23 protein-coding genes and 1 pseudogene are annotated in these 22,858 nt (G+C 73.8%); 9 read left to right on the forward strand and 15 right to left on the reverse strand.

The annotated features are described in order from the left end of the window. Positions 1–13: 13 nt before the first annotated feature. On the forward strand, positions 14–1,153 hold the full coding sequence (locus DRB89_RS21000) for an alpha/beta hydrolase-fold protein (protein WP_239516260.1): 1,140 nt from the start codon (positions 14–16) through the stop codon (positions 1,151–1,153). Positions 1,154–1,408: 255 nt separating this feature from the next. Here DRB89_RS21000 and DRB89_RS21005 read toward each other — a convergent pair whose 3' ends face one another. Continuing rightward, positions 1,409–2,671 carry a PTS transporter subunit EIIC gene (locus tag DRB89_RS21005; protein WP_112450723.1) on the reverse strand — a complete coding sequence of 421 codons (1,263 nt, stop codon included), beginning with the start codon at positions 2,669–2,671 and terminating at the stop codon, positions 1,409–1,411. Positions 2,672–2,848: 177 nt separating this feature from the next. On the opposite strand from DRB89_RS21005, the gene DRB89_RS21010 reads away from it, so the two are divergent. Beyond that, positions 2,849–3,625, forward strand: coding sequence for a GntR family transcriptional regulator (locus DRB89_RS21010; protein ID WP_112450724.1), 777 nt, complete (start codon positions 2,849–2,851; stop codon positions 3,623–3,625). A 213-nt stretch (positions 3,626–3,838) separates the two neighbouring features. Here DRB89_RS21010 and DRB89_RS21015 read toward each other — a convergent pair whose 3' ends face one another. After that, a complete protein-coding gene (locus tag DRB89_RS21015) occupies positions 3,839–4,645 on the reverse strand; it encodes an alpha/beta fold hydrolase (RefSeq protein WP_112450725.1) in 807 nt (268 codons plus the stop codon). A gap of 140 nt (positions 4,646–4,785) precedes the next feature. On the opposite strand from DRB89_RS21015, the gene DRB89_RS21020 reads away from it, so the two are divergent. Next, positions 4,786–5,472, forward strand: coding sequence for a GNAT family protein (locus DRB89_RS21020; RefSeq protein ID WP_112450726.1), 687 nt, complete (start codon positions 4,786–4,788; stop codon positions 5,470–5,472). Positions 5,473–5,545: 73 nt separating this feature from the next. Here DRB89_RS21020 and DRB89_RS21025 read toward each other — a convergent pair whose 3' ends face one another. Continuing rightward, complete coding sequence (locus DRB89_RS21025; RefSeq protein ID WP_112450727.1) at positions 5,546–6,574, reverse strand: PD40 domain-containing protein; 1,029 nt, start codon at positions 6,572–6,574, stop codon at positions 5,546–5,548. Positions 6,575–6,668: 94 nt separating this feature from the next. Beyond that, positions 6,669–6,941: pseudogene (locus DRB89_RS21030) on the reverse strand (acid phosphatase); the annotation flags it as partial. A gap of 262 nt (positions 6,942–7,203) precedes the next feature. On the opposite strand from DRB89_RS21030, the gene DRB89_RS21035 reads away from it, so the two are divergent. Continuing rightward, entirely contained in the window at positions 7,204–8,391 is a 1,188-nt protein-coding gene (locus DRB89_RS21035; protein WP_112450728.1) for an alpha/beta hydrolase-fold protein, read from the forward strand. Here DRB89_RS21035 and DRB89_RS21040 read toward each other — a convergent pair. After that, the gene (locus DRB89_RS21040) at positions 8,369–9,850 is read right to left on the reverse strand and encodes a carboxylesterase family protein (protein ID WP_112450729.1); all 1,482 of its coding nucleotides are present in this window, start codon (positions 9,848–9,850) and stop codon (positions 8,369–8,371) included. The genes DRB89_RS21035 and DRB89_RS21040 overlap by 23 nt on opposite strands. 162 nt (positions 9,851–10,012) lie before the next feature. Between DRB89_RS21040 and DRB89_RS21045 the strand changes: the two genes are divergently transcribed. Both DRB89_RS21045 and DRB89_RS21050 read left to right on the forward strand, forming a co-directional pair. Beyond that, positions 10,013–10,405 carry a hypothetical protein gene (locus DRB89_RS21045; RefSeq protein ID WP_162688670.1) on the forward strand — a complete coding sequence of 131 codons (393 nt, stop codon included), beginning with the start codon at positions 10,013–10,015 and terminating at the stop codon, positions 10,403–10,405. Positions 10,406–10,523: 118 nt separating this feature from the next. Continuing rightward, entirely contained in the window at positions 10,524–10,808 is a 285-nt protein-coding gene (locus tag DRB89_RS21050; protein WP_112450731.1) for a chaplin, read from the forward strand. 77 nt (positions 10,809–10,885) lie between these two features. On the opposite strand, the gene DRB89_RS21055 is transcribed toward DRB89_RS21050, so the two are convergent. From DRB89_RS21055 to DRB89_RS21085, 7 genes are all read right to left on the reverse strand, one after another. Next, positions 10,886–11,749: a tyrosinase family protein gene (locus DRB89_RS21055; RefSeq protein WP_112450732.1), complete on the reverse strand. Its 864-nt coding sequence runs from the start codon at positions 11,747–11,749 to the stop codon at positions 10,886–10,888. A gap of 6 nt (positions 11,750–11,755) precedes the next feature. After that, positions 11,756–12,130, reverse strand: coding sequence for a tyrosinase family oxidase copper chaperone (locus tag DRB89_RS21060; RefSeq protein ID WP_112450733.1), 375 nt, complete (start codon positions 12,128–12,130; stop codon positions 11,756–11,758). Positions 12,131–12,204: 74 nt separating this feature from the next. Continuing rightward, positions 12,205–12,732: a GNAT family N-acetyltransferase gene (locus DRB89_RS21065; RefSeq protein WP_112450734.1), complete on the reverse strand. Its 528-nt coding sequence runs from the start codon at positions 12,730–12,732 to the stop codon at positions 12,205–12,207. A 16-nt stretch (positions 12,733–12,748) separates the two neighbouring features. Next, positions 12,749–13,360 carry a trimeric intracellular cation channel family protein gene (locus DRB89_RS21070; RefSeq protein ID WP_112450735.1) on the reverse strand — a complete coding sequence of 204 codons (612 nt, stop codon included), beginning with the start codon at positions 13,358–13,360 and terminating at the stop codon, positions 12,749–12,751. 402 nt (positions 13,361–13,762) lie between these two features. After that, complete coding sequence (locus tag DRB89_RS21075) at positions 13,763–14,950, reverse strand: acyl-CoA dehydrogenase family protein (RefSeq protein ID WP_112463381.1); 1,188 nt, start codon at positions 14,948–14,950, stop codon at positions 13,763–13,765. Continuing rightward, a complete protein-coding gene (locus DRB89_RS21080; protein ID WP_112450737.1) occupies positions 14,947–16,149 on the reverse strand; it encodes an acyl-CoA dehydrogenase family protein in 1,203 nt (400 codons plus the stop codon). Before DRB89_RS21080 ends, DRB89_RS21075 begins: the two co-directional genes overlap by 4 nt. Then, on the reverse strand, positions 16,146–17,120 hold the full coding sequence (locus DRB89_RS21085; RefSeq protein WP_112450738.1) for an NADPH:quinone oxidoreductase family protein: 975 nt from the start codon (positions 17,118–17,120) through the stop codon (positions 16,146–16,148). Before DRB89_RS21085 ends, DRB89_RS21080 begins: the two co-directional genes overlap by 4 nt. 141 nt (positions 17,121–17,261) lie before the next feature. On the opposite strand from DRB89_RS21085, the gene DRB89_RS21090 reads away from it, so the two are divergent. Together DRB89_RS21090 and DRB89_RS46010 are read left to right on the forward strand one after the other, a co-directional pair. Then, positions 17,262–18,161, forward strand: a complete 900-nt coding sequence (locus DRB89_RS21090; protein WP_112450739.1) for an SDR family oxidoreductase — start codon at positions 17,262–17,264, stop codon at positions 18,159–18,161. Positions 18,162–18,260: 99 nt separating this feature from the next. Beyond that, positions 18,261–18,926, forward strand: a complete 666-nt coding sequence (locus DRB89_RS46010) for a TetR family transcriptional regulator (RefSeq protein ID WP_162688671.1) — start codon at positions 18,261–18,263, stop codon at positions 18,924–18,926. A 55-nt stretch (positions 18,927–18,981) separates the two neighbouring features. Here the strand turns inward: DRB89_RS46010 and DRB89_RS21100 are convergent, their stop codons facing one another. Both DRB89_RS21100 and DRB89_RS21105 read right to left on the reverse strand, forming a co-directional pair. After that, a complete protein-coding gene (locus DRB89_RS21100; protein WP_112452581.1) occupies positions 18,982–19,815 on the reverse strand; it encodes an enoyl-CoA hydratase/isomerase family protein in 834 nt (277 codons plus the stop codon). A gap of 23 nt (positions 19,816–19,838) precedes the next feature. Continuing rightward, the gene (locus tag DRB89_RS21105) at positions 19,839–20,603 is read right to left on the reverse strand and encodes a PIG-L deacetylase family protein (protein WP_112452582.1); all 765 of its coding nucleotides are present in this window, start codon (positions 20,601–20,603) and stop codon (positions 19,839–19,841) included. 18 nt (positions 20,604–20,621) lie between these two features. Between DRB89_RS21105 and DRB89_RS21110 the strand changes: the two genes are divergently transcribed. Then, positions 20,622–21,455, forward strand: a complete 834-nt coding sequence (locus DRB89_RS21110) for an MBL fold metallo-hydrolase (protein WP_112452583.1) — start codon at positions 20,622–20,624, stop codon at positions 21,453–21,455. Here DRB89_RS21110 and DRB89_RS21115 read toward each other — a convergent pair. Then, on the reverse strand, positions 21,452–22,762 hold the full coding sequence (locus tag DRB89_RS21115; protein WP_239516261.1) for an alpha/beta fold hydrolase: 1,311 nt from the start codon (positions 22,760–22,762) through the stop codon (positions 21,452–21,454). The genes DRB89_RS21110 and DRB89_RS21115 overlap by 4 nt on opposite strands. Positions 22,763–22,858 lie beyond the last annotated feature (96 nt).

A 22,858-nucleotide genomic window follows, 5' to 3' on the forward strand; every position in this document is an offset into this window, starting at 1 on the left:
GGGCCCGGCGGCCGTGTCCCTCGGCATCGACGGCGCCCCGGCGCTGCTCCTCGCCGTCCTCCTGGCGACCGCGGTGTTCGCGGGCACGGTGCTGCTGTGGCCCCGGCTCTCGGTGCGCGGGCCGGGGGCGGTGCTGGGGCGGTCCGCCCTGCAGCTGGCGATCACCCTGACGATGGCGGTGCCGCTGCTGCTCGCGGCGAACTCCTCCTACGGCTTCTACGGCTCCTGGGGCGATCTGCTGTCCCTGCGCCGCGACGATCCGATCCCGGCGGGCACGGACACCTCGGGCGCGGACCCGTCGGGGCGGGACGGCCTGCGGGTGCGGGGCACGCACTCGTGGCGGTACGGGGGCTCCGGCGATCCGGAGGCGGTCGGCCGGATCGAGGCGGTCACGGTGCGGGGGGCGCGCAGCGGGCTGTCGGCGCAGGCGTACGTCTACCTGCCGCCGCAGTACGCGTACGCGACGGCGCGGCGCCGGGAGGAGTTCCCGGTGGTGCTGGCGCTGAGCGGGTTCCCCAGTACGCCGCGGGTGCTGCTCGACCTGCTCCGGTATCCGCAGAGGGCGCTGGAGGCGGTGCGGGCGGGGCGGATGCGGCCGGCGGTGCTGGTGCTGATGACGCCGACGGTGGCGCCCCCGCGGGACACGGAGTGCGTGGACGTGCCGGGCGGGCCGCAGGCGGAGACCTTCTTCGCGCACGACCTGCGGGCGGCGGTGGCCTCGCACTACGGGCTCACGCGCGACGCCCGGGGGTGGGGCGTGATGGGCAACTCGGTGGGCGGGTACTGCGCGCTGAAGCTGGCCCTGCGCGGGCCGGACGCCTATCGGGCGGCTGCCGGGCTCTCGGCATCGTACGGGGCGGCGCGGGACGCCGACACCGGCGACCTGTTCGGCGGCGACGCGGGCCTGCGGCGGGAGAGGGACCTGCTGTGGCGGCTGCGGAACCTGCCGCAGCCGCCGGTGTCGCTGCTGGTGGCGAGCAGCCGGAAGGGCGAGCACCAGTACCCGCGGACGATGGAGTTCATCGATGCGGTGCGGGCGCCCGCGCGGGTGTCGTCGATCGTCCTGGGCAGCGGCGGGCACCACTACGAGACGTGGGGCCGCGAGGTCCCGCCGGCGCTGGAGTGGCTGGTGGGACGGCTGAGCCCGCCCTGACGCGGGGTCGTCCGAAAGATGGAGCCGGCGCGGGCCTTCCGTACCTCCGGCCGAGGTCTCACGGCCCGGCCCGGGGCACGGTGGAAGGGTCCTGTGACCTGCGAGAGAGCCGAACATGCCGATCTCCACACCCTGTCTCTCATACCCATCTGCCTCCGCCGCCGACCCCCTCCCTTTTTCGCGGCGCCGGGGCGGTGCGGGCGGTACAGGTGGTGCGGGGTGAGCGGTCCGAGCGGACGGAGCGGTGCGGCGGGATCAGGCGGAGGCTCCGGCCTTGGCTCCCGGCTTCCGTTCCGCGTCCTCGTCGCGTTCCCGGCCCGGGGTGGGGAGGTCGAACTTCACGATCGCCCAGCGGAAGAGCACGTAGTAGATGGCGGCGAAGGCCAGGCCGATCGGTATGAGCATCCAGGGCTTGGTGGCGATGCCGTAGTTGACGATGTAGTCGATGGCGCCGGAGGAGAAGCCGAAGCCGTCACGGATGCCGAGGGCGTAGCAGACGGCCATCGAGACGCCGAAGAGGAAGGCGTGGATCGCGTAGAGGACCGGGGCCACGAACATGAAGGCGAACTCGATGGGCTCGGTCACGCCGGTGACGAAGGAGGTCAGGGCGACGGAGATCATCATGCCCTTGACCATGGTGCGGTTCTCGGGGCGTGCGGTGTGCGCGATGGCCATGGCGGCGGCCGGGAGGGCGAACATGTAGATCGGGAAGCCGCCGGTCATGAACTGGCCCGCGGTCGGGTCGCCGGCGAGGAAGCGGGCGATGTCGCCGTGCACCTCGGTGCCGGTGGTCGGGTTCACGAAGGAGCCGGCCTCGAACCAGGGGAAGACCGAGAAGAAGTGGTGCATCCCGATCGGGATGAGGGCCCGGACGACGAGGCCGAAGAGGCCCGCGCCCCAGGCGCCGGTGCCGACCAGCCACTCGCCGAAGTGGAAGAACCAGCCGCCGACGGTCGGCCAGACCACTCCGAATACCACTCCGATGCCGACGCCGGCGAAGGCGCTCAGGATCGGCACGAGCCGGCGGCCGCCGAAGAAGCCGAGCCATTCGGGCAGCTTGGTCCGGCTGAAGCGCTGGTAGAGGAGGGCCGCGACCAGGCCCATCACGATGCCGCCGAGGACCTTGGCGTCGAGCGGCTCGCCGTCCACGCCCTTGGGGAAGGCCGGGCTGGCGAGCACCGCCTTGAAGACGAGGTAGCCGACCACGGCCGCCAGGGCGGTTGAGCCGTCGGACTTCTTGGCGAAGCCGATGGCCACGCCGACCGCGAAGAGCAGCGGCAGGTTGGCGAAGACCGTGTCACCGGCGGCCGCCAGCACCATCGCGAGCTTCTGCACGATCAGCGGGAAGTTCTCACGGCCCAGCAGGTCGTGGCCGCCGAGCCGGGTCAGCAGGGCGGCGGCCGGCAGCGTGGCCACGGGCAGCATCAGGCTGCGGCCGATGCGCTGCATGACCGGCATGATCCGGCCCGGCTTCTTTCCGGCGGCCGGTGCGGTGGCCGGGGCTGTGGCCGTACTCATCGCAGGTACTCCTCGTCGAGCGGGTGGTGGGGACGACTCGAAGGTAACCAGTGGTTTTGGATTGGTCAACGGTGGTCTCTTGTGGTCTTACGGAAAACATCAAGATGAGGCCGAAGGTCTCGCCATCCCGAGGTCGGAAGCCACAACAAAGTGGTAGCAAGTGGTATGGTTCATCCCATGATCGACGATCCTGCCACCGACGACGCCGCCACCTCCTCCTCCGTCGTCCGTGCCGCCGACCCCCTGTGGGCCCAGGCCGCGGACCGGATCCGCGAGGAGATCGCGCGCCGCGGCCTGACCGCCGGCAGCAAGCTGCCGCCCGAGCGCGAGCTGTGCACCCGGCTGGACGTCTCCCGCGTCACCCTGCGCCGCGCGCTCGGCCGCCTCGTCGAGCAGGGCCTGGTCACCGCCTCCCACGGGCGCGGCTGGTTCGTCGCGGCGCCCGTGGCGCCCGCGCCCGCCCGCGAGTGGCCCAAAGACCTGGAGTCCTTCACCGCCACCGCGCGCCGCAAGCACATGCGCGCCAGCTCGGTCGTCCTGCGGCACGACACGGTCACGGCGTCCCTGGACGATGCGGACCGCCTCGGCGTGCCCGCCGGCACCCCGCTGCTGCTCCTGGAGCGGGTCCGGCTGCTCAACGACGTCCGGATCGCCCTCGACCGGACGCTCGTCGTCGTCGAACTCGCGCCCGACCTCGCCCGCACCGACTTCCGCGAGACCTCGCTCTTCGAGGAGCTGCGCCGCTGGGGCGTCGAGCCCGACCGCGCCGAGGCCACGATCGAGGCGCGCACGGCCGACGGGGAACTCGCCGGGCACCTCGGCATCGCCGAGGGCGCGCCCGTGCTCGTCCTCGACCAGACCGTGTTCACGCGCGACCAGCGGCCGCTCCTGCTGTCCACCGTGGAGTACAGCGGCGACCGCTACCGGCTGCGCACCACTCTGCAGACAGACTGACACCGCCGTCCGGCCGCGCGGTAGCGCCCTTCGGCACCCGCCGGCCCGCCGAAGGGCCCCGCCGCGACGCCCCTGCTCAGGCGGGCCGCTGCTCGTACCCTTGGCCGGCTCCTACGACCGAACTGCGCCCCACGCCGGGCCCGCCGCCGCTTCGGGAAACCCCCGGAGCGGAGGCTCCACGGTGCGCGGCGGTCGCGGGGCCCGGTACTGCTGTCAGAGCGCCGCGAGGAACTCCAGCAGCGCCGCGTTGAAGGCCTCCGGCTGCTCCACGCCCGGCAGGTGTCCGGCCCGCTCCACGACGGTGAGCACCGAGTGCGGGACCAGTGCGTGCAGGGACTCGGCCTCGGCGACCGGGGTGTACACGTCGTCCCGGCCGACGATGATCAGGCAGGGCACCTCGGCGGGCAGCGCCGCGAGCACCGGGGCGTAGTCGGGCCGCTCGGCCCGCCCGCGCAGCGCTGCGGCCGCGCCCTCGGGTGCGGTCGCGTACATCATCGCGGTCACCTTGGCGGCGGCCTCGGGCATTCCGGTCACGTTGTACGGCGCGAGCATCTTGTCGATGACCTCGTCGGTGTAGGGCTTCATCCCCTCCCGCAGCAGCCGCTCGGCGAGGTTCAGGCGGAAGGCCTTGCCGTCCTCGGTCTCCGCCGGGGAGGAGCTGTCGGACAGGACGAGGGCCCGTACCAGACCCGGGTGGCGCAGCCGCATCTCCATGGCGATCTGCCCGCCCATGGACACACCGCCGACGACCGCTTGTTCGACGCCCAGGCGGTCGAGCAGGGCGGCCAGGTCGTCGGCGAAGGCGGCGAGCAGGGTCTTGCCGGGAACCACCGGGCTTTGACCGTATCCCCGCAGGTCAGGGGCGATGACACGGTAACCGGCCGCGGTCAGGGCGGCCGTCTGGGGGTCCCATATCGTGCGGTTGAACGGATGTCCGTGGATCAGGATTACGGGGGCTCCGTCACGGGGACCCAAGTCCTCGAAAAAGAGTGTCACGCCATTGCCAATTTGGGGGTTCATGAGAGGACTCTAAGGGGCTACATTGAGCCACTCGCGTTCACCTGACAGCCCGTTGCCTTTCACCCGTGTTTTGCACGGGGGGCGACGTCAGGGACGCAGACTGTGCAACCACCCCACCGCCCAGAAGGACCGAAGGCTCCGTGCCCGTACCCGTACTCCTCGCCGGCCGCTCCGTGCGGCTTGAGCCCCTCGCCCCCCACCACACCGAGGCCTTGGCCATGGCCGGGGCCGAGGATCGTACGACTTACGCCTTCACTCCCGTGCCCCACGGGTTGCAGGCGTCACACGAGTACATCGACCGTGCCCTCGCCGATCAGGCGGCGGGTCGATCGCTCCCGTTCGCGGTGGTCAGAGCCACCGACGGCCGGGTGGTCGGTTCGACCCGGTTCCTGGAACTCGACTACTGGCAGGGGCCGCTGGTGTGGCCCGCCGTGCCGGGGGTCCCGTTCGGCGATCCGGCGACGGCGATCCCCGATGCCGCCGAGATCGGCAATACCTGGCTGTCCCCGCAGGCCCAGGGAACCGGCATCAACACCGAGGCGAAGCTCCTCCTGCTGCGCCATGCCTTCGAGACCTGGGGCGTCCGGCGCATCTCGCTGCGCGCCGATGCCCGCAACGGCCGCTCGCGCGCCGCCATGGAACGGCTCGGGTTCACCAGCGAGGGGGTCCGCCGGGCCCATTCGAGGGGCCTCGACGGGGCGGTCCGCAGTACGGCCTTCTACTCGATCCTCGACGAGGAGTGGCCGACCGTGCGGTCGGTCATCGAGCTCAGGCTGTCGGCGGCCGCGCAGCGCAAGCGGCGGCGCAAGACGCTCATCCCGGCGTAACGGTCCTTCTGCGCTGCCGCACCCTGCCCTTCCGTTCGGACGGCGGGCGGCTCCCGCCCCCACTTCCCCGGTGTCAGCCGAGGAAGGCGGGGGCGAGGGCCGACGTCATGAGCCGGGCCGGGGCGCCGCTGCCGTCGGCGGGCAGGGAGTAGAGGTCTGCGCCGAAGTCCCCGGGCAGGGAGTAGACGACCGTCTTGTCGTCCGTCCACACCACCTGGTCGTCGACGCTGCGCTCCTCGGCGAGCGGGGCCTCCGCCATCGAGGCCAGGTCCAGGACGTACAGCCGCCAGGGCGCGTCCGGCGACAGGCCGGGCACCCGCTTCTTGAACACCAGCCGGGTCCCGTCGGGCGACAGGGACGGGCATTCGAGGTTCTCGCGCAGCGTGGTCACCGTGCGTGCCGCGAGGTCGCCGCGGACCAGGTAGGTCTGGCCCCCGGTCGCGAGCGTGGCGTAGAAGCCCTGCTCGTCGGCGGTGAAGGTGACTCCCCAGAAGTTGACGTCGGCGTTGCGGTACGCCTTGCCGTCCTTGTGGATCGTGAAGTCCTCCAGGGAGGCGTCGTACTTCCCGGTGCGCAGGTCCAGCAGCGAGGTCCGGGTCGAGAAGTTCGTGCCCGCGTACGAGTCCCCGCCCACGAAGACCGTCCAGGCGGCCAGACGGCCGCCGGGCGAGACCCTCGCCCGGGTCGGGATGCCGGCCAGCGGGTGGCTGGAGACCTCCTCGAGCCGGGCATCGAGGACGACGGCCTTGTAGCTGTCCTGCACCCCGCCCTTGTCGGCTTGGAGGCAGACCCCCGTGCCGGCGGCGGAGTGGAAGCGCAGGCAGCTGACCCCGGAGGCGGTACGGGGCCCTTCGGGCGCGTCGGCCGGTGCGGTGGCCAGCTCGTCGCGGTGCGGCCCCCAGACCATGTTCCGGAACACGATCCGCCGGCCGCCGTCGCCCGGGGCGAGGGACACCGCGCCCGGGGTGATCGCCGGCCCGCCGGCCCGGGCCCGGTCCTTCTCGTCGGCGCGCGAGGAGGCCCGCACGACGGCGAGCGCCCCGATCGCGGCGAGCAGGACGACGGCGGAGACGAGGATCAGGATCCGGCGCTTCAGGGGCACGGGCGGGGCCTTTCGGGATCGGCGGGTGGGATCAGACGGCTGCGGCGTCCGGCGCGGTAGCACGAGCACCGCGTCGCCCGGGGCGGGTGCCCGGGGCGGCGATCAGCTCGGAGGCCAGGTTGGGCGCGGAGCTGAAGCCCGGCGTGTAGCAGCTGTCGCCGGTCACGCCCTGGTGGGAGCCCGAGAAGAGTTGCAGGCAGTTGGGCCGGCTCGGGTGCGTGATGCCGTAGGAGTTGGTGAGGTTGACTCCCCCCGGCTGGGCGGCGGCGATGCCCGCCCACAGCGCGGCGCCGACGGTGGAGACGCCGAAGGCGGTGGCGCGGGCAGTGGCGAGGGCGGTCTTGCGACGGGACCGTGGAAGTGGCATGCCGGGCACGGGAATTACCTCCGGGCAGGGGCTTGGGGCGGCGCGGAGGTACCGTACCGATCGGCATGTGCAGGGGCCAGAGATACTCGGCGAACAGATCGGGAACTCCGCCGACCGTTTCGACGTCGGGCAATGTCCTCCTCTCGGGAACCCAAAGAGTCGGAAAAATCCGGAACCTGTGAGCACGTAGGCTCCTCTTTTGATCGAAAGCAGTCCCACCCCGCCCCAACGGGGTCAGCACCAAGCCGGAGAGCAACCGCACATGTCGCACTCACCCGACGGACAGCAGCAGCCGTACCGGTCGGAAGGGCCCTACCAGCAGCAGCCGTACCCGCCGCAGGGGCAGCAGCCGTACCCTCCCCACCCGCCGCAGGGGCAGCCCCCCCACGGTGAGCCGCGGCGGCCTTCGCGGGTCCGGCGGTGGGTGATCGCGGGCGCCTCCGTGCTCGCGCTGGCGGGTGTCGCGGCGCTCGTGATGAACCACTACGAGATACCGCCCTTCACGGACAAGGGCGAGGCCGTCTCGTTCGGGAAGCCGCACACCGGTGACTCCGGTGAGGCCGTCAAACCGCCGGCGAACTCGAAGATGTCGATGCCCACGGGCCCGAAGGCCGATTTCAAGAACTCGATGACCCTGCCCGACGGCACGCACGTGGCCGTCACCACGCTGGACGGCAAGAAGTCGGGCTTCAAGGGCAAGGTCTGGGTCTGGGCTCCCAAGGAGTACGACGACCCGAAGTTCGCCAAGAGCGGCTTCCCGGTCATGATCGCGCTCCCGGGCGGCGCCGGCTACCCGAACAACTACTGGATGGGCACCGACCTGGGCCTGCAGACCAGCATCAGCAAGTGGTACGCCGAGGGCAAGAGCAAGCCCTTCATCCTCGCCATGCCGGTGCTGAACCCGGGTCCGGACGACAAGGGCGTCTACTGGGACGGGTCCGACATCCCGGACCAGCCCAAGATGGGCACCTGGCTCACCGACGACGTCCCGGACCTGGTGCGCGCGAACTTCCGCACGGTCAAGTCCCGTGACGGCTGGGCCTACATGGGCTCCTCGACCGGTGGCTTCGCCAGCCTGAAGGCCGTGCTGAAGCACCCGGACAAGTTCAAGGCCGCGATCTGCTCGGGCCCGGACATCGTGCCCGACTCCTCGCTGTGGAGGGGCCACGACAAGGAGAAGGCGGAGAACAACCCCGAGCTGCTGGCCAAGGCGCTGATCGACAAGAAGGGCCCGGACGTCTACCTGGCCTTCCAGGTCGGCACCAACGAGTCCAACAAGAACACCCTACCGAACGTGGAGAAGTTCATCGCCGCCTACGGCAAGGGGCCGGTCCACACCGAGCTGAAGATCATCCAGGGCGGCCAGCACAACGCGAAGACCTACGTCCCCAACATGGGCGAGGGGCCGATCCAGTACATCAGCAAGGTCATGGAAGGGCCCGTGGAGTAACCAGCCGCGCTTCCACCTGCTTCGGCCCGCCGAACACCTTCGGCGGGCCGTCGCCGTTCCAGGGCGCCCAGCCGGGGTCCCCGTCCACGGCGAAGCGCACCCAGGCCGCGTGCATCTCCTCGGCCAGTTCCTGCGGGGCGTGGGGCCCGGCCAGCCACGACGCCTCGGGGACGGCCAGGGTGTCGAAGACGAAGCCCAGCTCCAGCGCGTGGCAGGACCCGAGGCCCGGGATCCCGGACGGCCACGCGAACTCGTAGACGAAGCTCGGCGCGCCCCGCCCCGGCGCCCCGGCCAGGGCGCGCAGCGGGTCGCGCAGCAGCCGGTCGGTGAGCAGGTGCCCGGCGAGGTCGGCGGGGCCGGCGCCGGGCCGCTCGGCGCGCAGCGCCCGTACGGCGCCGCGGTCCTTGCCGCCGCGGATCCGGCCCAGGGCCACGGCGAGCGGGCCCAGCCGGTCCAGCAGCCGCATCCCGCCGGTCGGGGCCAGCCAGAGCCGGTGCTCCTCGGCGGTCCAGCCCAGCAGCAGCGGCATGTCCGCGGCCGCGGCCGCCGCGGCTTCGAGCGGGTCCGCCGGCAGCGTGTCCGGGTCGGTGACCAGCCCGAAGGCCGGGCCGCCGACCAGCGGCGAGGACCGGCGCAGCACGGCGGCCTGGGCGGCGAGCAGGTCGGTCAGGGCGACGGCGGCGAATGCCCCGGCGGTGGCGGGGACCTTGAGCAGCGCGGCCATCCGCCGGACCATGGCGCGCACCCGCTCGCACGGCAGGGCCTCGGGAGGCCCGCTCTGCAGGGCGGCCCGGTGGAAGAGCCCGGCGGCCCGGGGCGCGGCGAGGAGGGCGCCGATGCTGATGGCCCCGGCGGACTCGCCGAAGACGGTCACCCGCCCGGGGTCTCCGCCGAAGGCCTCGATGTTCTCCCGGACCCAGGTCAGGGCGGCGATCTGGTCGAGCAGCCCGCGGTTGGCGGGGGCGTCGGGGAAGAGCCCGTAGCCGAGGACGCCGAGGCGGTAGTTGACGGAGACGAGCACCACGCCGTCGCGGGCGAAGGCGGAGCCGTCGTAGACGGGGACGGCGGAGGAGCCCCGGGTGAGGGCCCCGCCGTGGATCCAGACCATGACCGGGAGCCGGGCCCCGGGCGTCCGCCCGGCCGCGGGGTCCGGGGTCCACACGTTCAGGTTGAGGCAGTCGTCGCCGGGGACGTCCGGATCGGGCAGCAGCGCGGCGAACGGGTCGGGGTAGGGCACCTTGGGCGCGGTGGGACCGTACGCACCCGCGTCGCGTACGCCGTCCCACGGCTCGGGGGGCGCGGGCGCGGCGAACCGGCGGGCGCCGACGGGCGGGGCGGCGTAGGGGATGCCGCGGAAGACGGCGATGCCGCCGGGGCCGCTGCGGCCCTCGACCACTCCGTGCGCCGTCCGGGCCCGGGGTCGGGCACGGTCCTGGGCGTCGCTCGCCGCTGCGGGCATCGTGTCCTCCTGGGTCCGTCGGAGACGGCCTGCCGGGTCCGCCAAGGACGGCCCGGTCGCCGGTATCCGGGGTTCCGCGCTCCGTCCGGTCGCACCGTCGCACAGGCACGCGACGGGTGACAAGGCGTGACCCCGTCCGGGTCGGGCCGGGTTGGGCCGGGCATGCGATCCCTCTCTCTCCACGACACCGTTCGGAGCGTCCTGCGGGCCGGCTCGGTCCCGGCCCTGCTGCTGGCGGCCACGGCCGCCGCGGCGGCCGGCAGCGGCGCCCACGCCGCCGACGGCCCGACCGCCGCCCTCGGGACCCCGTCGGCCGTCGGGCCCGAGTTCCAGTACCTGGGCACGGACGACCGGCCGCACGGCTTCACCGCCCCCAAGGGCTGCCTGGCCGCGAAGGGCGGCGGCGGGCGCGCCGTGACGAACAAGACCCGGGGCCCGGTGGCGCTCTACCGGGAGCCCGGCTGCGCGGGCTCCCCGGTGCAGGTGCTCGCGCCGGGAGCCGTCACGCCGGTGCGTCCGTACTTCGCCTCCGCCCGGTTCGGGATCACCGGGTAGTCCGGGACCACCGGCGGCCCAGCGGCCGTGACCCTTGGGCGGTCCCCGCGTTGTATGCCATGTCAAACGCCGCAGCTTCCAGTTTCTGCGGCACCCCGATCCTCACGAGGAGATCTTGATGTCGCGTATCGCGAAGGCATTCGTCATCACCGCTGCCGCCGGTAGCGCCCTGGCCGCCGGTGCGGGTCTGGCGGCTGCCGATGCCGGAGCGCACGGTGCGGCGGTCGGCTCCCCCGGTGTCCTGTCGGGCAACCTGCTCCAGGTTCCGGTGCACGTCCCGGTCAACGTCTGCGGCAACACCGTCAACGTGATCGGCCTGCTGAACCCGGCGTTCGGCAACACCTGCGTCAACGCGTCGGGCCACGGCGGCGGCCACCACACCGAGGGCAACTACGGCGGCTGATCGCCCGGTGCCACGAAGGGCCCCCGCCACTTGGCGGGGGCCCTTCCCCGTGCGCCCGTGCGCCCGGGCCGGCGGGGTCACTCGTAGCGGTAGGAGCCCTGGTGGCCGAGCATCTGGCGCGGGGTGACGTCCCACGGCGGCATCGGCTCGTCGAGGGCGATCACCCTGCCCCGCTGGAGGTCGCCGAGTGCGAGCGGGGCGGCGGGCAGGTAGCCCGATGCCGGGTGCCGCTGCTGCCAGCGGTCCCAGAGCAGGTCGACGAAGGCGTGGTGCAGCCAGAACGCCGGGTCGTTGGGCGCGGTGCCGCCCGTCATGTGGCCGCCGATCCACTGGTGGACCTTGTTGTGGTTGCGCCACTTCTCGCTCTTCGGCGCGGCCCAGCCCTCCAGCTTGTTGCGGAAGCCGCCGCCGGCGGCCGTCGAGTCCCAGGGCGAGGTGTCGTACACCGGGTCGTCGATGGCCCACTGGAGCTCGGCCGCGGTCGGCAGGGTGATCGGGTTCTGCGGCCGGCCCAGGTTGCGGGTGAGGAAGCGGGCCTCCGTGATGCCCACCGTCACCGTCCAGTTGCCCTTGTCGTGGGCGAACGGGCCGGTCATCACCTGGCGGTCGCTCGCGCGGCCGGTCCCGCCGAGGAAGTCGTCGGCCCACAGGGAGGAGACCGGGCTGGTGTCGGTGGTCCAGTCCCAGTACGGGATGGAGACGCCGGGGTCGACGCCCTGCAGCTGCCGCTCGAACTCCAGCAGGTAGCGCCGGTGCCAGGGGAAGAAGGACGGCGACATGTGCCCGACGCGCAGCTTGCGGTCGCGGTCGGGGACGAAGTACTTGTCGTGGGTGCGCACGAAGGCGTCGTAGGTGCCGTTGCGCTTGAGCTCCAGCACGGCCGCCGTGAACCGCTTCTTCTGCGCGCTGGTCAGGTTCTTCTGGTTCTGTCGGGTGTACAAGGCCCGCTACTCCTGTCCGCCGTGGTGGGACGCCGCGAAGGCCAGCTGGTTGGTGCCCAGTTCGTCGACGGCGGCGCGGGCGAGCTCCAGCGGGGTGGCGTAGGACTGGAAGTGGTTGATCCCGCTGAGGTAGCTGCCGTCGGCTCGGCGCATGACGTGCAGCGCCCGGCCGTCGATGCGGACCCCGGCGAGGTCCACCGCGATGTGGCGGCCGCGGTACGTCTCCTCGGCGAGCGGGGCCGGGGTGAGGGTCTGCCGGGGCCGGCGGGCGCGCAGTACGGGGGCCAGGGCCGCGGCCGTGCCGGCGAACAGGGCCGCGGTGAATGCCGTACGAAGGGCCGCGCGGCGGGTGAGTGGTGCGGCGGCGGGTACTGCGTACATACGGTCTCCCTCGCTCGGTGGCCGGTGCCTACGGGTCTAACGCGGCGCGGCGGACGAGGTCACCGAGAAGCCCCCTACTGCCCCGTGTGCTTGTAGTAGAAGGTGGTCGCCACCAGGCGGCCGGCCGGATCGGCGGCGTAGTCGGGGATGGAGCCCGCCTCGGTCCAGCCGGCGGTCCGGTACACCCGCTCGGCCCCGCTGCCGCTCTCGGTGTCCAGGAACAGGAGCACCACCCCGGCGCGGGCGGCGGCCGCCTCGGCTTCGGCGAGGAGGGCGCGGCCCGTGCCGCGGCCGCGGGCCCCGGGGTGGACCATGAGCTTGCGCACCTCGGCGCGGTGGCGGCCGTTGGGCTTCGTCTCCCGGCTCCAGCTGACGGTGCCGTCGATCCAGTCGTCCGGCCCCCTCGACACCCACAGGGCGAGGGAGCCCTCCTCCACGGCGGGGAGCAGGGATTCCCACCAGGCGACGGCGGCCTCGTGGTCGATGTCGGCGAGGAAGCCCAGTGAGGCACCGTCGCGGACCACGCGCAGGAGGAGGGAGGCCAGTTCGTCGCGGTACGCGAACAGATCGGCGGCGTCGATCCGGGTGATGGAAGCGCTCATCCGCCGAGGATAGGGATCAGCCGGTGGCGCGCTGGAGGCGGGGCAGGTGCAGGTCGCGGAAGACCGCGGTCATGCGCAGGGCGAAGACCAGGGCGGCGGACACGGCGATGTTGACGGTGTCCGGGGCTCCGGCCCGGTGCAGGCCGAGGTAGGAGACCGCCCCGGCGAGCGCGGCCGTCGCGTACACCTCCTCGCGCAGCAGCAGGGGCGGGAACTCCCCGCAGAGCACGTCGCGGACGACCTCGCCGGTGACTCCCGTCAGGACGGCGAGGATGAGCACGGCGACCGGGGTGACGTGCGCGTCGATGGCGGCGCGGGCGCCGATCACGGTGACGACGGAGAGGCCGACGGCGTCGACGACCATCAGGGAGCGGTGCGGGAGCTCCCGGCGGCGCAGGTAGAGCATGGTGGCGACGGCGACGGACGCGATGAGGACGAGCAGCAGCCAGTCGTGCGTCCAGTAGAGCGGATGCCGGTCGAGGATGAGGTCGCGCAGGGTCCCGCCGGAGATGGCGGCCGCGAAGGCGAGGACGAGCCCGCCGAAGGGGTCCATGTTCGCGCGGTGCGCGGCGAGGACGCCGGAGGCGGCGAAGGCGGCTATGCCGAGCAGGTAGAGGGCGTGCAGCATGACGCGGCTCCCTTCGCGGGGCGGGGTCGACGGGGAATCCGTCAAGGCTGCCGCAGCCCCGGCGCCGACCGCATCGGCCGTTCGGCCGGCACTCCCCGTGGGATCACGCCCGTACCCCGCGCCCCGACGCCGGCGGGGCTGGGTTTTCCAGCCCCGCCGGCGTCGAGGGCACGGGCCGGGAGCAGCACCGGGCGGGCATCGGCTAGTGCCGTGACCGGAAAGGTTTGCCGGGTCGCGGTGTCCGGTGCGGTGCATCTCCCCCAGCTACCGCTGGGAGGGGCCCCCGGGCGGAGGATCACGTCGCGTACTGGACGTACTCGCGTGGTCCGACAACGCGGCGAGGTGCCGTGCCGGGCGCCGCGACCCGGTGGACCTTTCCGGTCACGGCACTAGGGGGACGGCCTAGGGGGACGGGAGTTCCGCGAAGTCCGCTACCAGGCCGCGGTGGTGGCCGGCCGTGCCGAGGGCCAGGGAGTCGGCCTTGGCCCGCTTGAGGTAGAGGTGGGCGGGGTGTTCCCAGGTCATGCCGATGCCGCCGTGCAGCTGTACGCACTCCTCGGCCGCCTTGACCGCGACTCCCGAGCAGTAGGCCTGGGCCACGGCGACCGTGAGCGGCGCGTCGGGGGCGCCGGTCGCGAGGGCGTCCGCGGCGGCCCGGGCCGCGGCCCGGGCGGAGGCCACGTCGAGCCAGAGCCGGGCGAGGCGGTGCTTGAGGGCCTGGAAGGAGCCGAGGGGCCGGTTGAACTGGTGGCGGGTGCGCAGGTGCGCCACCGTCTGCGCCAGGCACCATTCGGCGAGCCCGAGCTGTTCCGAGGCGAGCAGTCCGGCCCCGGAGAGCAGTGCCCCGGCGATGGCCGCGCGGGCGGTGGCCGGGTCGGCGAGCCGGGTCCCGGCGGCCCCGTCGAGGGTGACGGTGGCCAGGGGGCGGGTCAGGTCCAGCGCCACGAGGGGGGTCCGAGAGACCCCCGGCGAGTCGGCCTGGACGGCGTACAACCCGGTGTCGGCGAGGACCAGCAGCACGTCGGCGCCGGCCGCGTCCGCGACGGAGGTGACGCTGCCGCTCAGCGTCCGCGTGCCCGTCCCGCCGCCGTGGCCGCCGCCGGGGCCCGTCCCGCCGCCGGGGCCCGCGCCGGTGTCCCGGACCGGCGCCGGCAGGGGTGCGCCGGGGGCCAGGGTCAGGGGCAGCGCGGGCGCGCAGACCCGCCGGCCCGCCGCGAGCTCCCGCAGGAGGTCGGCACAGTCCGCGCCGTCGCAGCCGAGCAGGATCTCCGTCGCCAGGACGGCGCTGGTGAGGTAGGGGACCGGGGCGGCGGCCCGGCCGAGCTCCTCCAGGACCACGGCCGCCTCCCGGTGGCTCGCGCCCTGGCCGCCCAGCTTCTCCGGTACGAGCAGTCCCGCGGCGCCGATGTCCGCGGCGAGCACCCGCCACAGCACCGGGTCGTGCGGGGCGCCGCCCTCGATCCGGGCCAGGACGGCGGCGGCGTCGCAGCGGGAGGCGAGCAGGGAGCGTACGGCCGTGCGGAGTTCCTCCTCCGCCTCGGAGTACAGCAGGTCCAGGGGGGCCGCGCTCGGGGGGTTCGGTGCGCTCATCGGGCCAGGTCCTTCCAGGCGAGGTCCTTGTCGTCGCGCGGTTCGGCGGGCAGGCCGAGGACGCGTTCGGCGACGATGTTGAGGAGGATTTCGCTGGTGCCGCCCTCGATGCTGTTGCCCTTGGCGCGCAGGTAGCGGTAGCCGGCGTCGCGGCCGGTGAAATCGACGATCTCGGGGCGGCGCAGGGTCCAGTCCTCGTACAGCAGCCCTTCCTCGCCGAGGAGTTCCACCTCCAGGCCGCTGATCTCCTGGTTGAGGCGGGCGAAGGCGAGCTTCATCCCCGAGCCTTCCGGGCCGGGCGCTCCGGCGGCGAGCTGCTGGCGCAGCCGCTCCCCGGTGAGGCGGGCGACCTCCGCCTCGACCCACAGCTCCAGCAGCCGCTGGTGCAGGGAGTGCGTGCGCAGCTCAGGGCGCCCGCGCCAGGCGGCGGCGACCGGGGCGATCATGCCGCCCTCGCGGGGGATGCGCATGCCGCCGATGGAGACCCGCTCGTTCATCAGGGTGGTGCGGGCGACGGCCCAGCCCTGGCCCACCTCGCCGAGCCGGTGGGCGTCGGGGATCTTGACGCCGGTGAGGAAGACCTCGTTGAACTCGGCCTCGCCGGTGATCTGGCGCAGCGGGCGCACTTCCACGCCGGGGGCGTGCATGTCGCACAGGAAGTAGGTGATGCCCTGGTGCTTGGGCAGCGCGGGATCGGTGCGGGCGATCAGGATCGCCCAGCGGGCGGTGTGGGCGCTGGAGGTCCACACCTTCTGGCCGTCCACCACCCAGTCTCCGTCCCCGTCGGCGGCGCGGACCGCACGGGTGCCGAGTGCGGCCAGGTCGGAGCCGGCGCCGGGCTCGCTGAAGAGCTGGCACCAGACCTCCTCCCCGATCCACAGGGGGCGCAGGAAGCGCCGCTTCTGCTCCTCGGTGCCGTACGCGAGGATCGTGGGCGCGGCCATGCCCAGGCCGATGCCGATCCGGCGCGGGTCGTTGTCGGGGGCCGCGGCGGCCTCCAGTTCGGCGTCGACGACGGCCTGGAGGGTGCGGGGCGCGCCGAGTCCGCCGAGGCCCTCGGGGTAGTGCACCCAGGCGAGTCCGGCGTCGAAGCGGGCGCGCAGGAAGTCCTCGCGCGCGGTGGTGGCGGGCGGGTGCGCGGCGAGCAGTTCCCGTGTGCGCAGGAGCAGTTGTGCGGCGGTGACCGCGGCGGCCGTCATCGCCGGCCCCCGTCCCGGGCCGGTACGACGACCAGCCGGCCGGTGGTGGTCCCGTCGGCGAGGCGCTGTACGGCGTCGGCGGCACCGGCGAGCGGGACGCGCTCGCTGACCAGCGGCCTGACGGTGCCTTCGGCGGCGAGGCGGGTGAGCTCCGCGTGGCAGGCGGCGATGGCGGCGGGCTCCTTGGTGGCGTACAGGCCCCAGTGCAGGCCGAGGATCGCGTAGTTCTTCACCAGGGCGTGGTTCAGTGCCGGGGCGGGGATGGTTCCGCTCGCGAAGCCCACGACGACGATGCGGCCCTCGAAGGCCACGCACTTGGCCGAGGCGGTGTAGGCGTCGCCGCCGACCGGGTCGTAGACGACGTCGGCGCCGCGTCCCGCGGTGAACTCCTTGACGCGGGCGACGATGTCCTCCGTCGTGCGGTCGACGACCAGGTCGCAGCCGAGCTCCTCGGCGGTGGCCGCCTTGGCCTTGCCGCCGACGACTCCGATGACGGTGGCTCCGGCGGCCTTGCCGAGCTGGACGGCGGCGCTGCCGACCCCGCCGGCGGCGGCGTGCACGAGGAGGGTCTCGCCCGCCTGGAGGCGTGCCCGGCGGTGCAGGCCGAACCAGCCCGTCTGGTAGCCGATGTGCAGTGCGGCCGCCTCGGCGTCGTCGAGGGTGTCCGGGGCGGGGAGCAGGGCCCGCGCGGGGGCGGTGACGTACTCGGCGAAACCGCCGTTGGGCAGGCTCGGATTGGCGATGACGCGGCGGCCGTCGTCGGTCTCGCCGCAGATCTCCACGCCGGGGGTGAAGGGCAGCGGGGGGCGGATCTGGTACTGGCCGCGCACGAGCAGCGCGTCGGGGAAGTTGACGTTGGCGGCGAGCACCTTGAGCCTCACCTCGCCCTCGCCGGGCACCGGTTCGGGCACCTCTTCGAGGCGCATGGCCTCGCGGGGCTCGCCGGGGGTGTGTACTCGCCATGCCTGCATCAGGGGCCTCCAGCCGCCGACGGGGAACCACGCCTCGCGGGCATACTAAGCGGTCGCTTGCATTCCTGGGAACCTGTCGGAGGACACGGTTACCGGCGCGGGCATGGCGATCTGCGCGTCCGCACGCTATCGATGGGCCGCATGGAGAACCACTCGCGCGGGCTGCCCGCGCCGCCGCCCCTCGGCTCCGCCGCCCTGCCGCCCGGTACCTTCGCCGGCCGGGCGGTGCTCGTCACCGGCGGCGGCACCGGGCTGGGCAAGGCCATCGCCACCGAATTCGCGCGGCTCGGAGCGGACCTGGTGATCGCGGGCCGCCGGATCGAGCAGCTGAAGGCCGGCCAGGAGGAACTGGCGGCCGTGCCCGGCGCGGGACGGGTGACGGCCGCGGTCTGTGACATCCGGGACCCGGAGCGGGTCGCGGAGGTGTTCGACGCGGCCGAGGCCGCGTGCGGCCGGACGCCGGACGTGCTGGTCAACAACGCGGCCGCCAATTTCCCCTGTCCGGCCGAGGACCTGTCCCCCAACGCCTGGCGGGCGGTGGTCGACATCACCCTGACCGGCACCTGGTTCGTGACCCGTGAGTTCGGCCGCCGCCACCTCGCGGCCGGCACCGCCGGGTCCATCGTGAACATCGGCGCCTCGTACGCCTGGACGGGCGGTCCGGGGTTCGCGCACAGCGCCGCCGCCAAGGCCGGGGTGAAGAACCTCGTGGAGACCCTCGCCGTCGAGTGGGGCCCGTACGGCATCCAGATCAACGGCCTGGTGCCCGGGCTCATGCCGCACGCGGACATGACCGCGGACATCCGGGGCGGCCTGGAGCGGGCCGCCCCGGACGACAAGGACGCCCGGCAGCCCGCCCTGCGGGTCGGCGCGCCGCGCGAACTGGGCTGGGCCGCCACCTTCCTCGCCTCGCCCTACGCCCGCTTCATCACCGGCCACACCCTGGTGGTGGACGGCGCGAACTGGCAGCGCCGGGCGCTGGTCAACCCCGAAGTGGTGCCGGTCCGCGAGCAGTTGGGTCGCGGGCCGTTCACCGCGTGACACGGTCGACGGCAGGGGGCGCCTCCATGGCACCTCACGCCACGATGTGGTCTTGTGGCACATTGGCCACGTGAGCCCCACGACCCCGGAGGTGCCGCGGTGAGCACGGTGAGTACGGCCAGCACGGCGGACACTGGCGGCACGGCGGGCGCAGGCGGCACGGCGGGCGCGGCCGGTACGGGACGTCCGTCGCTGACGCAGCGACGCAGGGAGGCCACGAGCTACGAGATCGCGGAGGCCGCCGCCGCACTGTTCTCCGAGCGGGGGTTCGAGGCCACGACGGTCGACGACATCGCCCGGGCGGCCGGCATCTCGCTGCGCACCTTCTACCGGTACTGCCCGGCCAAGGAGGACGCGATGACCCCGGTGCTGACGGCCGGGGTGGCCACCCTGGTCGAGGAGCTCGCCCTGCGCCCCGCCTCGGAGCCGGTCACCGAGGCGGTCCAGGCCGCCTTCACCACCGCGACGGCGGGCGCGCGCTACGAGGAGCCGGGGCAGACGGTCCGGCTGATCCAGGTGATGAGCCGTGTCCCGGAGATCCGCCTGCGCTGGCTCGCGGCCGCCCGCGCGATGCAGGACCGGCTCGTCCCGGTCCTCGCGGCCCGTACGGGGCGGCCCGAATCCGCCCTGGAGACCCGTGTCCTGGCGGCCTGCCTCATCGACGCGGTCACGGTCGCCCTCGAGCACTGGGCGGCGGAAGGCGGCCACGAGCCCCTGCCGGCCGTCTCGGCCCGGGCCCTCGCCCTCCTGCGCCTGGCGCAGTAGGCAGGGCTCACGGCCCGGCCCGCCCCGCGATCCCCTCAAGCGCCTCCAGCCCCCTTCAGCCCCCCGTGAAACGCGGGGGCCGGCGCGCCGCCTTGGCGCTGTAGCCCTCGCGCGCGTCCTCCGAGGTGAGGGTGAGCGCCGCCGTCATCGCGACGCGGTCCAGGGCCGCTGGGAGGGCGGCGTCCGCGTAGGAGTCGATCGCGCGTTTGATGCCCTGGACGGCCAGCGGGGCGTTCGCGGCGATCTCCGCAGCGAGGGCCCGTGCGGTGCCCTCCAGCTCCCCGGGCGGGACGACCTCTTGGACCAGGTTCAGCCGGTGCGCCGTCTCCGCGTCGATGCGACGGCCCGTCAGGGCGAGGTACTTCGCCCAGCCCGCGCCCGTCTCGCGGGCGATGCGCAGGTCTCCGCCCGCGTCCACCGCGACGCCCAACTGGGCCTCGGGCAGCGCGAAGACGGCGTCCCGCGCCGCCACCCGGATGTCGGCCATCAGCGCCAGCTCGAAGCCGAATCCCAGGCAGTAGCCCTGCACCGCCGCCACCACCGGCTGCGGCAGGCGGGCCAGGACCGCGAAGCGCTCGTGGACCCAGCGGATGCCCTCGTAGTAGTTGCGGTTGCGCCCCGCCGCCGACTCCCCCGTGATCGCCCCGCCGGGGGCGGTCACGTCGATGCCCGCGCAGAAGGCCCGGCCCTCGGCCCGCAGCAGCACCGCGCGCACGTCCGGGTCGAAGCGGATCCGGTCCGCCAGCAGGCCCAGCTGACGCGTGGACTCCCAGCTCCAGCCGTTGAGCTTGTCCGGCCGGCAAAGGGTGAGTTCCGCGATCCCGTCCGCCACGTGCAGCCGGATCCGTTCCTCACCCTCCGCGATCTCCGTGCTGATGGTGTCGATCACGCGGACACCCTAGGGCGCACCCGTCAACGCGGGAAGACCTCGAACGCCACCGCCGGGCGGCCGCCGAACCGGGCCGCCGCCATCCGGGCGTTGCCCGTCAGGAAGCCGCGCACGTACGTCTCGGGGTCCTCGTCCGTCAGCGCGTCGATGTACGCCTTGTGCTCCATCAGGGACTTCACCGAGCGCTCCATGCCCGGACCGGCGTCCGCCGCGTGCGTCGGCGTCGTGGTTCCGGACACCGCGACCCAGCGGACCCCGTTCCACGGCTCCAGGCCCTGCTCCGTGAGGAGTTCGGGGAAGATCCAGCGGTTGCCGGCGTCCCCCGCAGCGTCCAGGGTGGCCCGGCCGACCGCCTTGTGGTCCGGGGTGTTCCACCAGCCGCCGCCCTCGGCCCCGCCCCACGTGTCGCGGTGGTTCATGGTGACGACCAGCTCGGGGCGGTGCCGGCGGATGGCGGCCGCGATGTCCCGGCGCAGGTCGAGGCCGTACTCGAGCACCCCGTCGCGGTGGTCGAGGAACTCCACGGCGGACACTCCGACGACGGCCGCGCTCGCGCGCTGTTCGGCTTCGCGCAGCGGGGCGCACTCGGCGGGGGCGATTCCGTCGATCCCCGCCTCGCCGCGCGTGGCGAGCAGGTAGACGACCTCCCGGCCGCCGTCCGTCCAGTCCGCGATGGCCGCCGCGCAGCCGTACTCGAGGTCGTCGGGGTGGGCCACCACGGCGAGCGCGCGCGTCCAGTCGGTGGGCATGGGCTCCAAGGGCGCGGGCCCGTCCAGTTGTTCAGTCATGTCTCGCACAATAGGCGCATGGACAGACAAGGGCCGGTAGTGGCCCTGCTCGACGCCTCCGGGGCGTTCTTCGAGCCCGCCCGCACGGCGTTCCCCGGAGCGGGCGCCGCCGCCTGGGCGGCGGCCGCGCTCGTGGACCCCGGCGCCGCCGGTCCCGACGGCTCCTGGCTGCTGGACTTCCGGTGCTTCGCCGTGGCCCGGCCGCACGGCCGCTGGGTGCTCGTCGACGCCGGGGTCGGCCCGGCGCACGGGCCCGCGGCCGGCTGGGCCCCGGTCCCGGGCCGGCTGCCCGCCGCGCTCGAGGAGGCCGGGATCGCGCCGGGCGACGTGGAGGCGGTGGTCCTGACGCATCTGCACGAGGACCACACGGGCTGGACCCTGGACCGGGCAGGCCTGCCGTTCTTCCCGGCCGCGCGGTACCTCGTACAGGGCGCGGAGGTCGCGGCCCTGGACCGGGCGGATCCCGTGTGGGACTGGGTCGTCGCACCGCTGCGGGCCACGGGGCAGCTGCACGAGGTGTCCGGGGTCCACCGGCTCGCCCCCGGCCTGACCCTGCTCCCGACGCCCGGGCACACCCCGGGCCACCAGTCGGTGCTGGTGGAGGGGTCCGGCGCGGGCGGCGGGGTCCGGGACGTGCTGGTCACCGGTGACGTGCTCGTCCACGCCGTACAGCTGGCCGATACGGCCGTCCCGTACTCCCACGAGCGCGACCGGGCCGCCGCCCGCGCCTCCCGGGAGGAGCTGCTGGCCCTGGCGGCGCGCCGCGGCGCCCTCCTGGCCACCGCGCACCTGACCCGGGCCTTCGTGGAGCCGGCCGTACCGCGGGATCCGGCCTGTCAGGGGATCGTCTAGACCTCGTCGCGCACGAGTGCCAGCAGCCGGTCCAGGACGCGGGGGCCGCCGGCCCGGACGCCGTCGTGTTCGAACTCGTCCGTCACCCAGGTCTTCAGCCCCCGGACCGCCCGGGCCGTGGCCAGGGAGTGGGCGGTGTCCACGTACATGTCGTCGTGGTAGACGGCGGCGGCCACCGGCACCTCGTTCGCGGCGAGCCGCGCCCGGTCGTACAGCGGCGTCCAGCCGGTACGGGCGGCCAGCAGCTCGGCGGTCTCGCGCAGCGGGGCGAGCGCCGGATCGCAGGTGAAGTGCCAGGGGTGGACGGTCTCGCCGGTGAAGTACATCGCCTCGTCGCCCGCGAGGGTCTTCGCGGCGTCGAAGCGCGGGTGGTCCGCGCGCACCCGCTCGGCGGCCCAGCCGAGGGGCGCGCCCGGGTCCTGGGCGTAGATCGCCTCGTGGACCAGGGCGTAGAGCGGGTGCCCGGCGAAGGAGAGCTGCGCGTGGACGGCCTCGAGGAAGGCGTCGGAGAGAGCGGGCCCGGCCTGCGTGGGGACGAAGGCGTCCTCCAGCAGGTAGTGCAGCTGGTGGCTGCCGTCCGAGCCGCCGAGGAGGATCCCGAGGGACTGGAAGGCCTCGACCGTCAGCCGGTAGCCGCCGGGGAGCCGCGCGGGCTGCTCGCTCAGGTGGGCGGCGATCCGCCGGGCGCGCTCCACGTCCATGGGGTAACGGGCGTAGTGCGCGCGGTTCTTGCGCTCCATGCGGGGGTACGCGGCTTCGTAGACCTCGGCCGCCGTCGCGTCGAGGGACGGCAGCCCGCCGGTGATGAGGGCCGCGGTCAGCCCCTCGGGGGCGGCGCAGAGGTAGTGGGTGACGCAGAACCCGCCGAAGCTCTGCCCGAGGACCGTCCAGGGCTTGCCGCCGGTGAGGAGGGGCCGGATGGTCTCGGCGTCGCGCACGATGGAGTCGGCCCGGAAGTGGACGAGGTACTCGGCCTGCTGCTCCGGGGTTCCGCGCAGCGGCAGGGTCTGCCGGTTGACCGGGGTGGAGCGGCCGGTCCCGCGCTGGTCCAGGAGCAGCACCCGGTACTCGGACAGGGCCCGCTCCAGCCAGGCCTGCCGGCCGATGAACCGGCGCGCGCCGAAGCCGGGACCGCCCTCCAGGTAGAGCAGCCAGGGCAGGGATTCCGGGTCCTTGCCGGCGGCGACCAGCTCGCGCGCGTACAGCTCGATCCGCTCGCCGTCGGGGCGGGCGTGGTCGAGCGGGACGGTGAAGCGGTGGTCGGTGAGGACGACACCGGGCTGGCGGTAGCTGGCACTGGCGGTCACGGACGGCCCCTCGGGTACCTCTGCCCGGGCCGGGTCGCGGCCGGGGTGCGGATTGGCGGTGCCGCCGAGTCTAGTGCTGTGGCCGGAAAGGTTTGC

It is taken from the genome of Streptomyces sp. ICC4, assembly GCF_003287915.1.
GTDB classification, from domain to species: domain Bacteria; phylum Actinomycetota; class Actinomycetes; order Streptomycetales; family Streptomycetaceae; genus Streptomyces; species Streptomyces tritrimontium.

Bases quoted from the DNA above. Each gene is read 5' to 3' on its own strand.
- DRB89_RS21005 (WP_112450723.1), bottom strand. From the start codon at position 2,671: ATGAGTACGGCCACAGCCCCGGCCACCGCACCGGCCGCCGGAAAGAAG.
- DRB89_RS21010 (WP_112450724.1), top strand. From the start codon at position 2,849: ATGATCGACGATCCTGCCACCGACGACGCCGCCACCTCCTCCTCCGTC.
- DRB89_RS21015 (WP_112450725.1), bottom strand. From the start codon at position 4,645: ATGAACCCCCAAATTGGCAATGGCGTGACACTCTTTTTCGAGGACTTG.
- DRB89_RS21035 (WP_112450728.1), top strand. From the start codon at position 7,204: ATGTCGCACTCACCCGACGGACAGCAGCAGCCGTACCGGTCGGAAGGG.
- DRB89_RS21040 (WP_112450729.1), bottom strand. From the start codon at position 9,850: ATGCCCGCAGCGGCGAGCGACGCCCAGGACCGTGCCCGACCCCGGGCC.
- DRB89_RS21045 (WP_162688670.1), top strand. From the start codon at position 10,013: ATGCGATCCCTCTCTCTCCACGACACCGTTCGGAGCGTCCTGCGGGCC.
- DRB89_RS21050 (WP_112450731.1), top strand. From the start codon at position 10,524: ATGTCGCGTATCGCGAAGGCATTCGTCATCACCGCTGCCGCCGGTAGC.
- DRB89_RS21060 (WP_112450733.1), bottom strand. From the start codon at position 12,130: ATGTACGCAGTACCCGCCGCCGCACCACTCACCCGCCGCGCGGCCCTT.
- DRB89_RS21065 (WP_112450734.1), bottom strand. From the start codon at position 12,732: ATGAGCGCTTCCATCACCCGGATCGACGCCGCCGATCTGTTCGCGTAC.
- DRB89_RS21070 (WP_112450735.1), bottom strand. From the start codon at position 13,360: ATGCTGCACGCCCTCTACCTGCTCGGCATAGCCGCCTTCGCCGCCTCC.
- DRB89_RS21075 (WP_112463381.1), bottom strand. From the start codon at position 14,950: ATGAGCGCACCGAACCCCCCGAGCGCGGCCCCCCTGGACCTGCTGTAC.
- DRB89_RS21080 (WP_112450737.1), bottom strand. From the start codon at position 16,149: ATGACGGCCGCCGCGGTCACCGCCGCACAACTGCTCCTGCGCACACGG.
- DRB89_RS21085 (WP_112450738.1), bottom strand. From the start codon at position 17,120: ATGCAGGCATGGCGAGTACACACCCCCGGCGAGCCCCGCGAGGCCATG.
- DRB89_RS21090 (WP_112450739.1), top strand. From the start codon at position 17,262: ATGGAGAACCACTCGCGCGGGCTGCCCGCGCCGCCGCCCCTCGGCTCC.
- DRB89_RS21105 (WP_112452582.1), bottom strand. From the start codon at position 20,603: ATGACTGAACAACTGGACGGGCCCGCGCCCTTGGAGCCCATGCCCACC.
- DRB89_RS21110 (WP_112452583.1), top strand. From the start codon at position 20,622: ATGGACAGACAAGGGCCGGTAGTGGCCCTGCTCGACGCCTCCGGGGCG.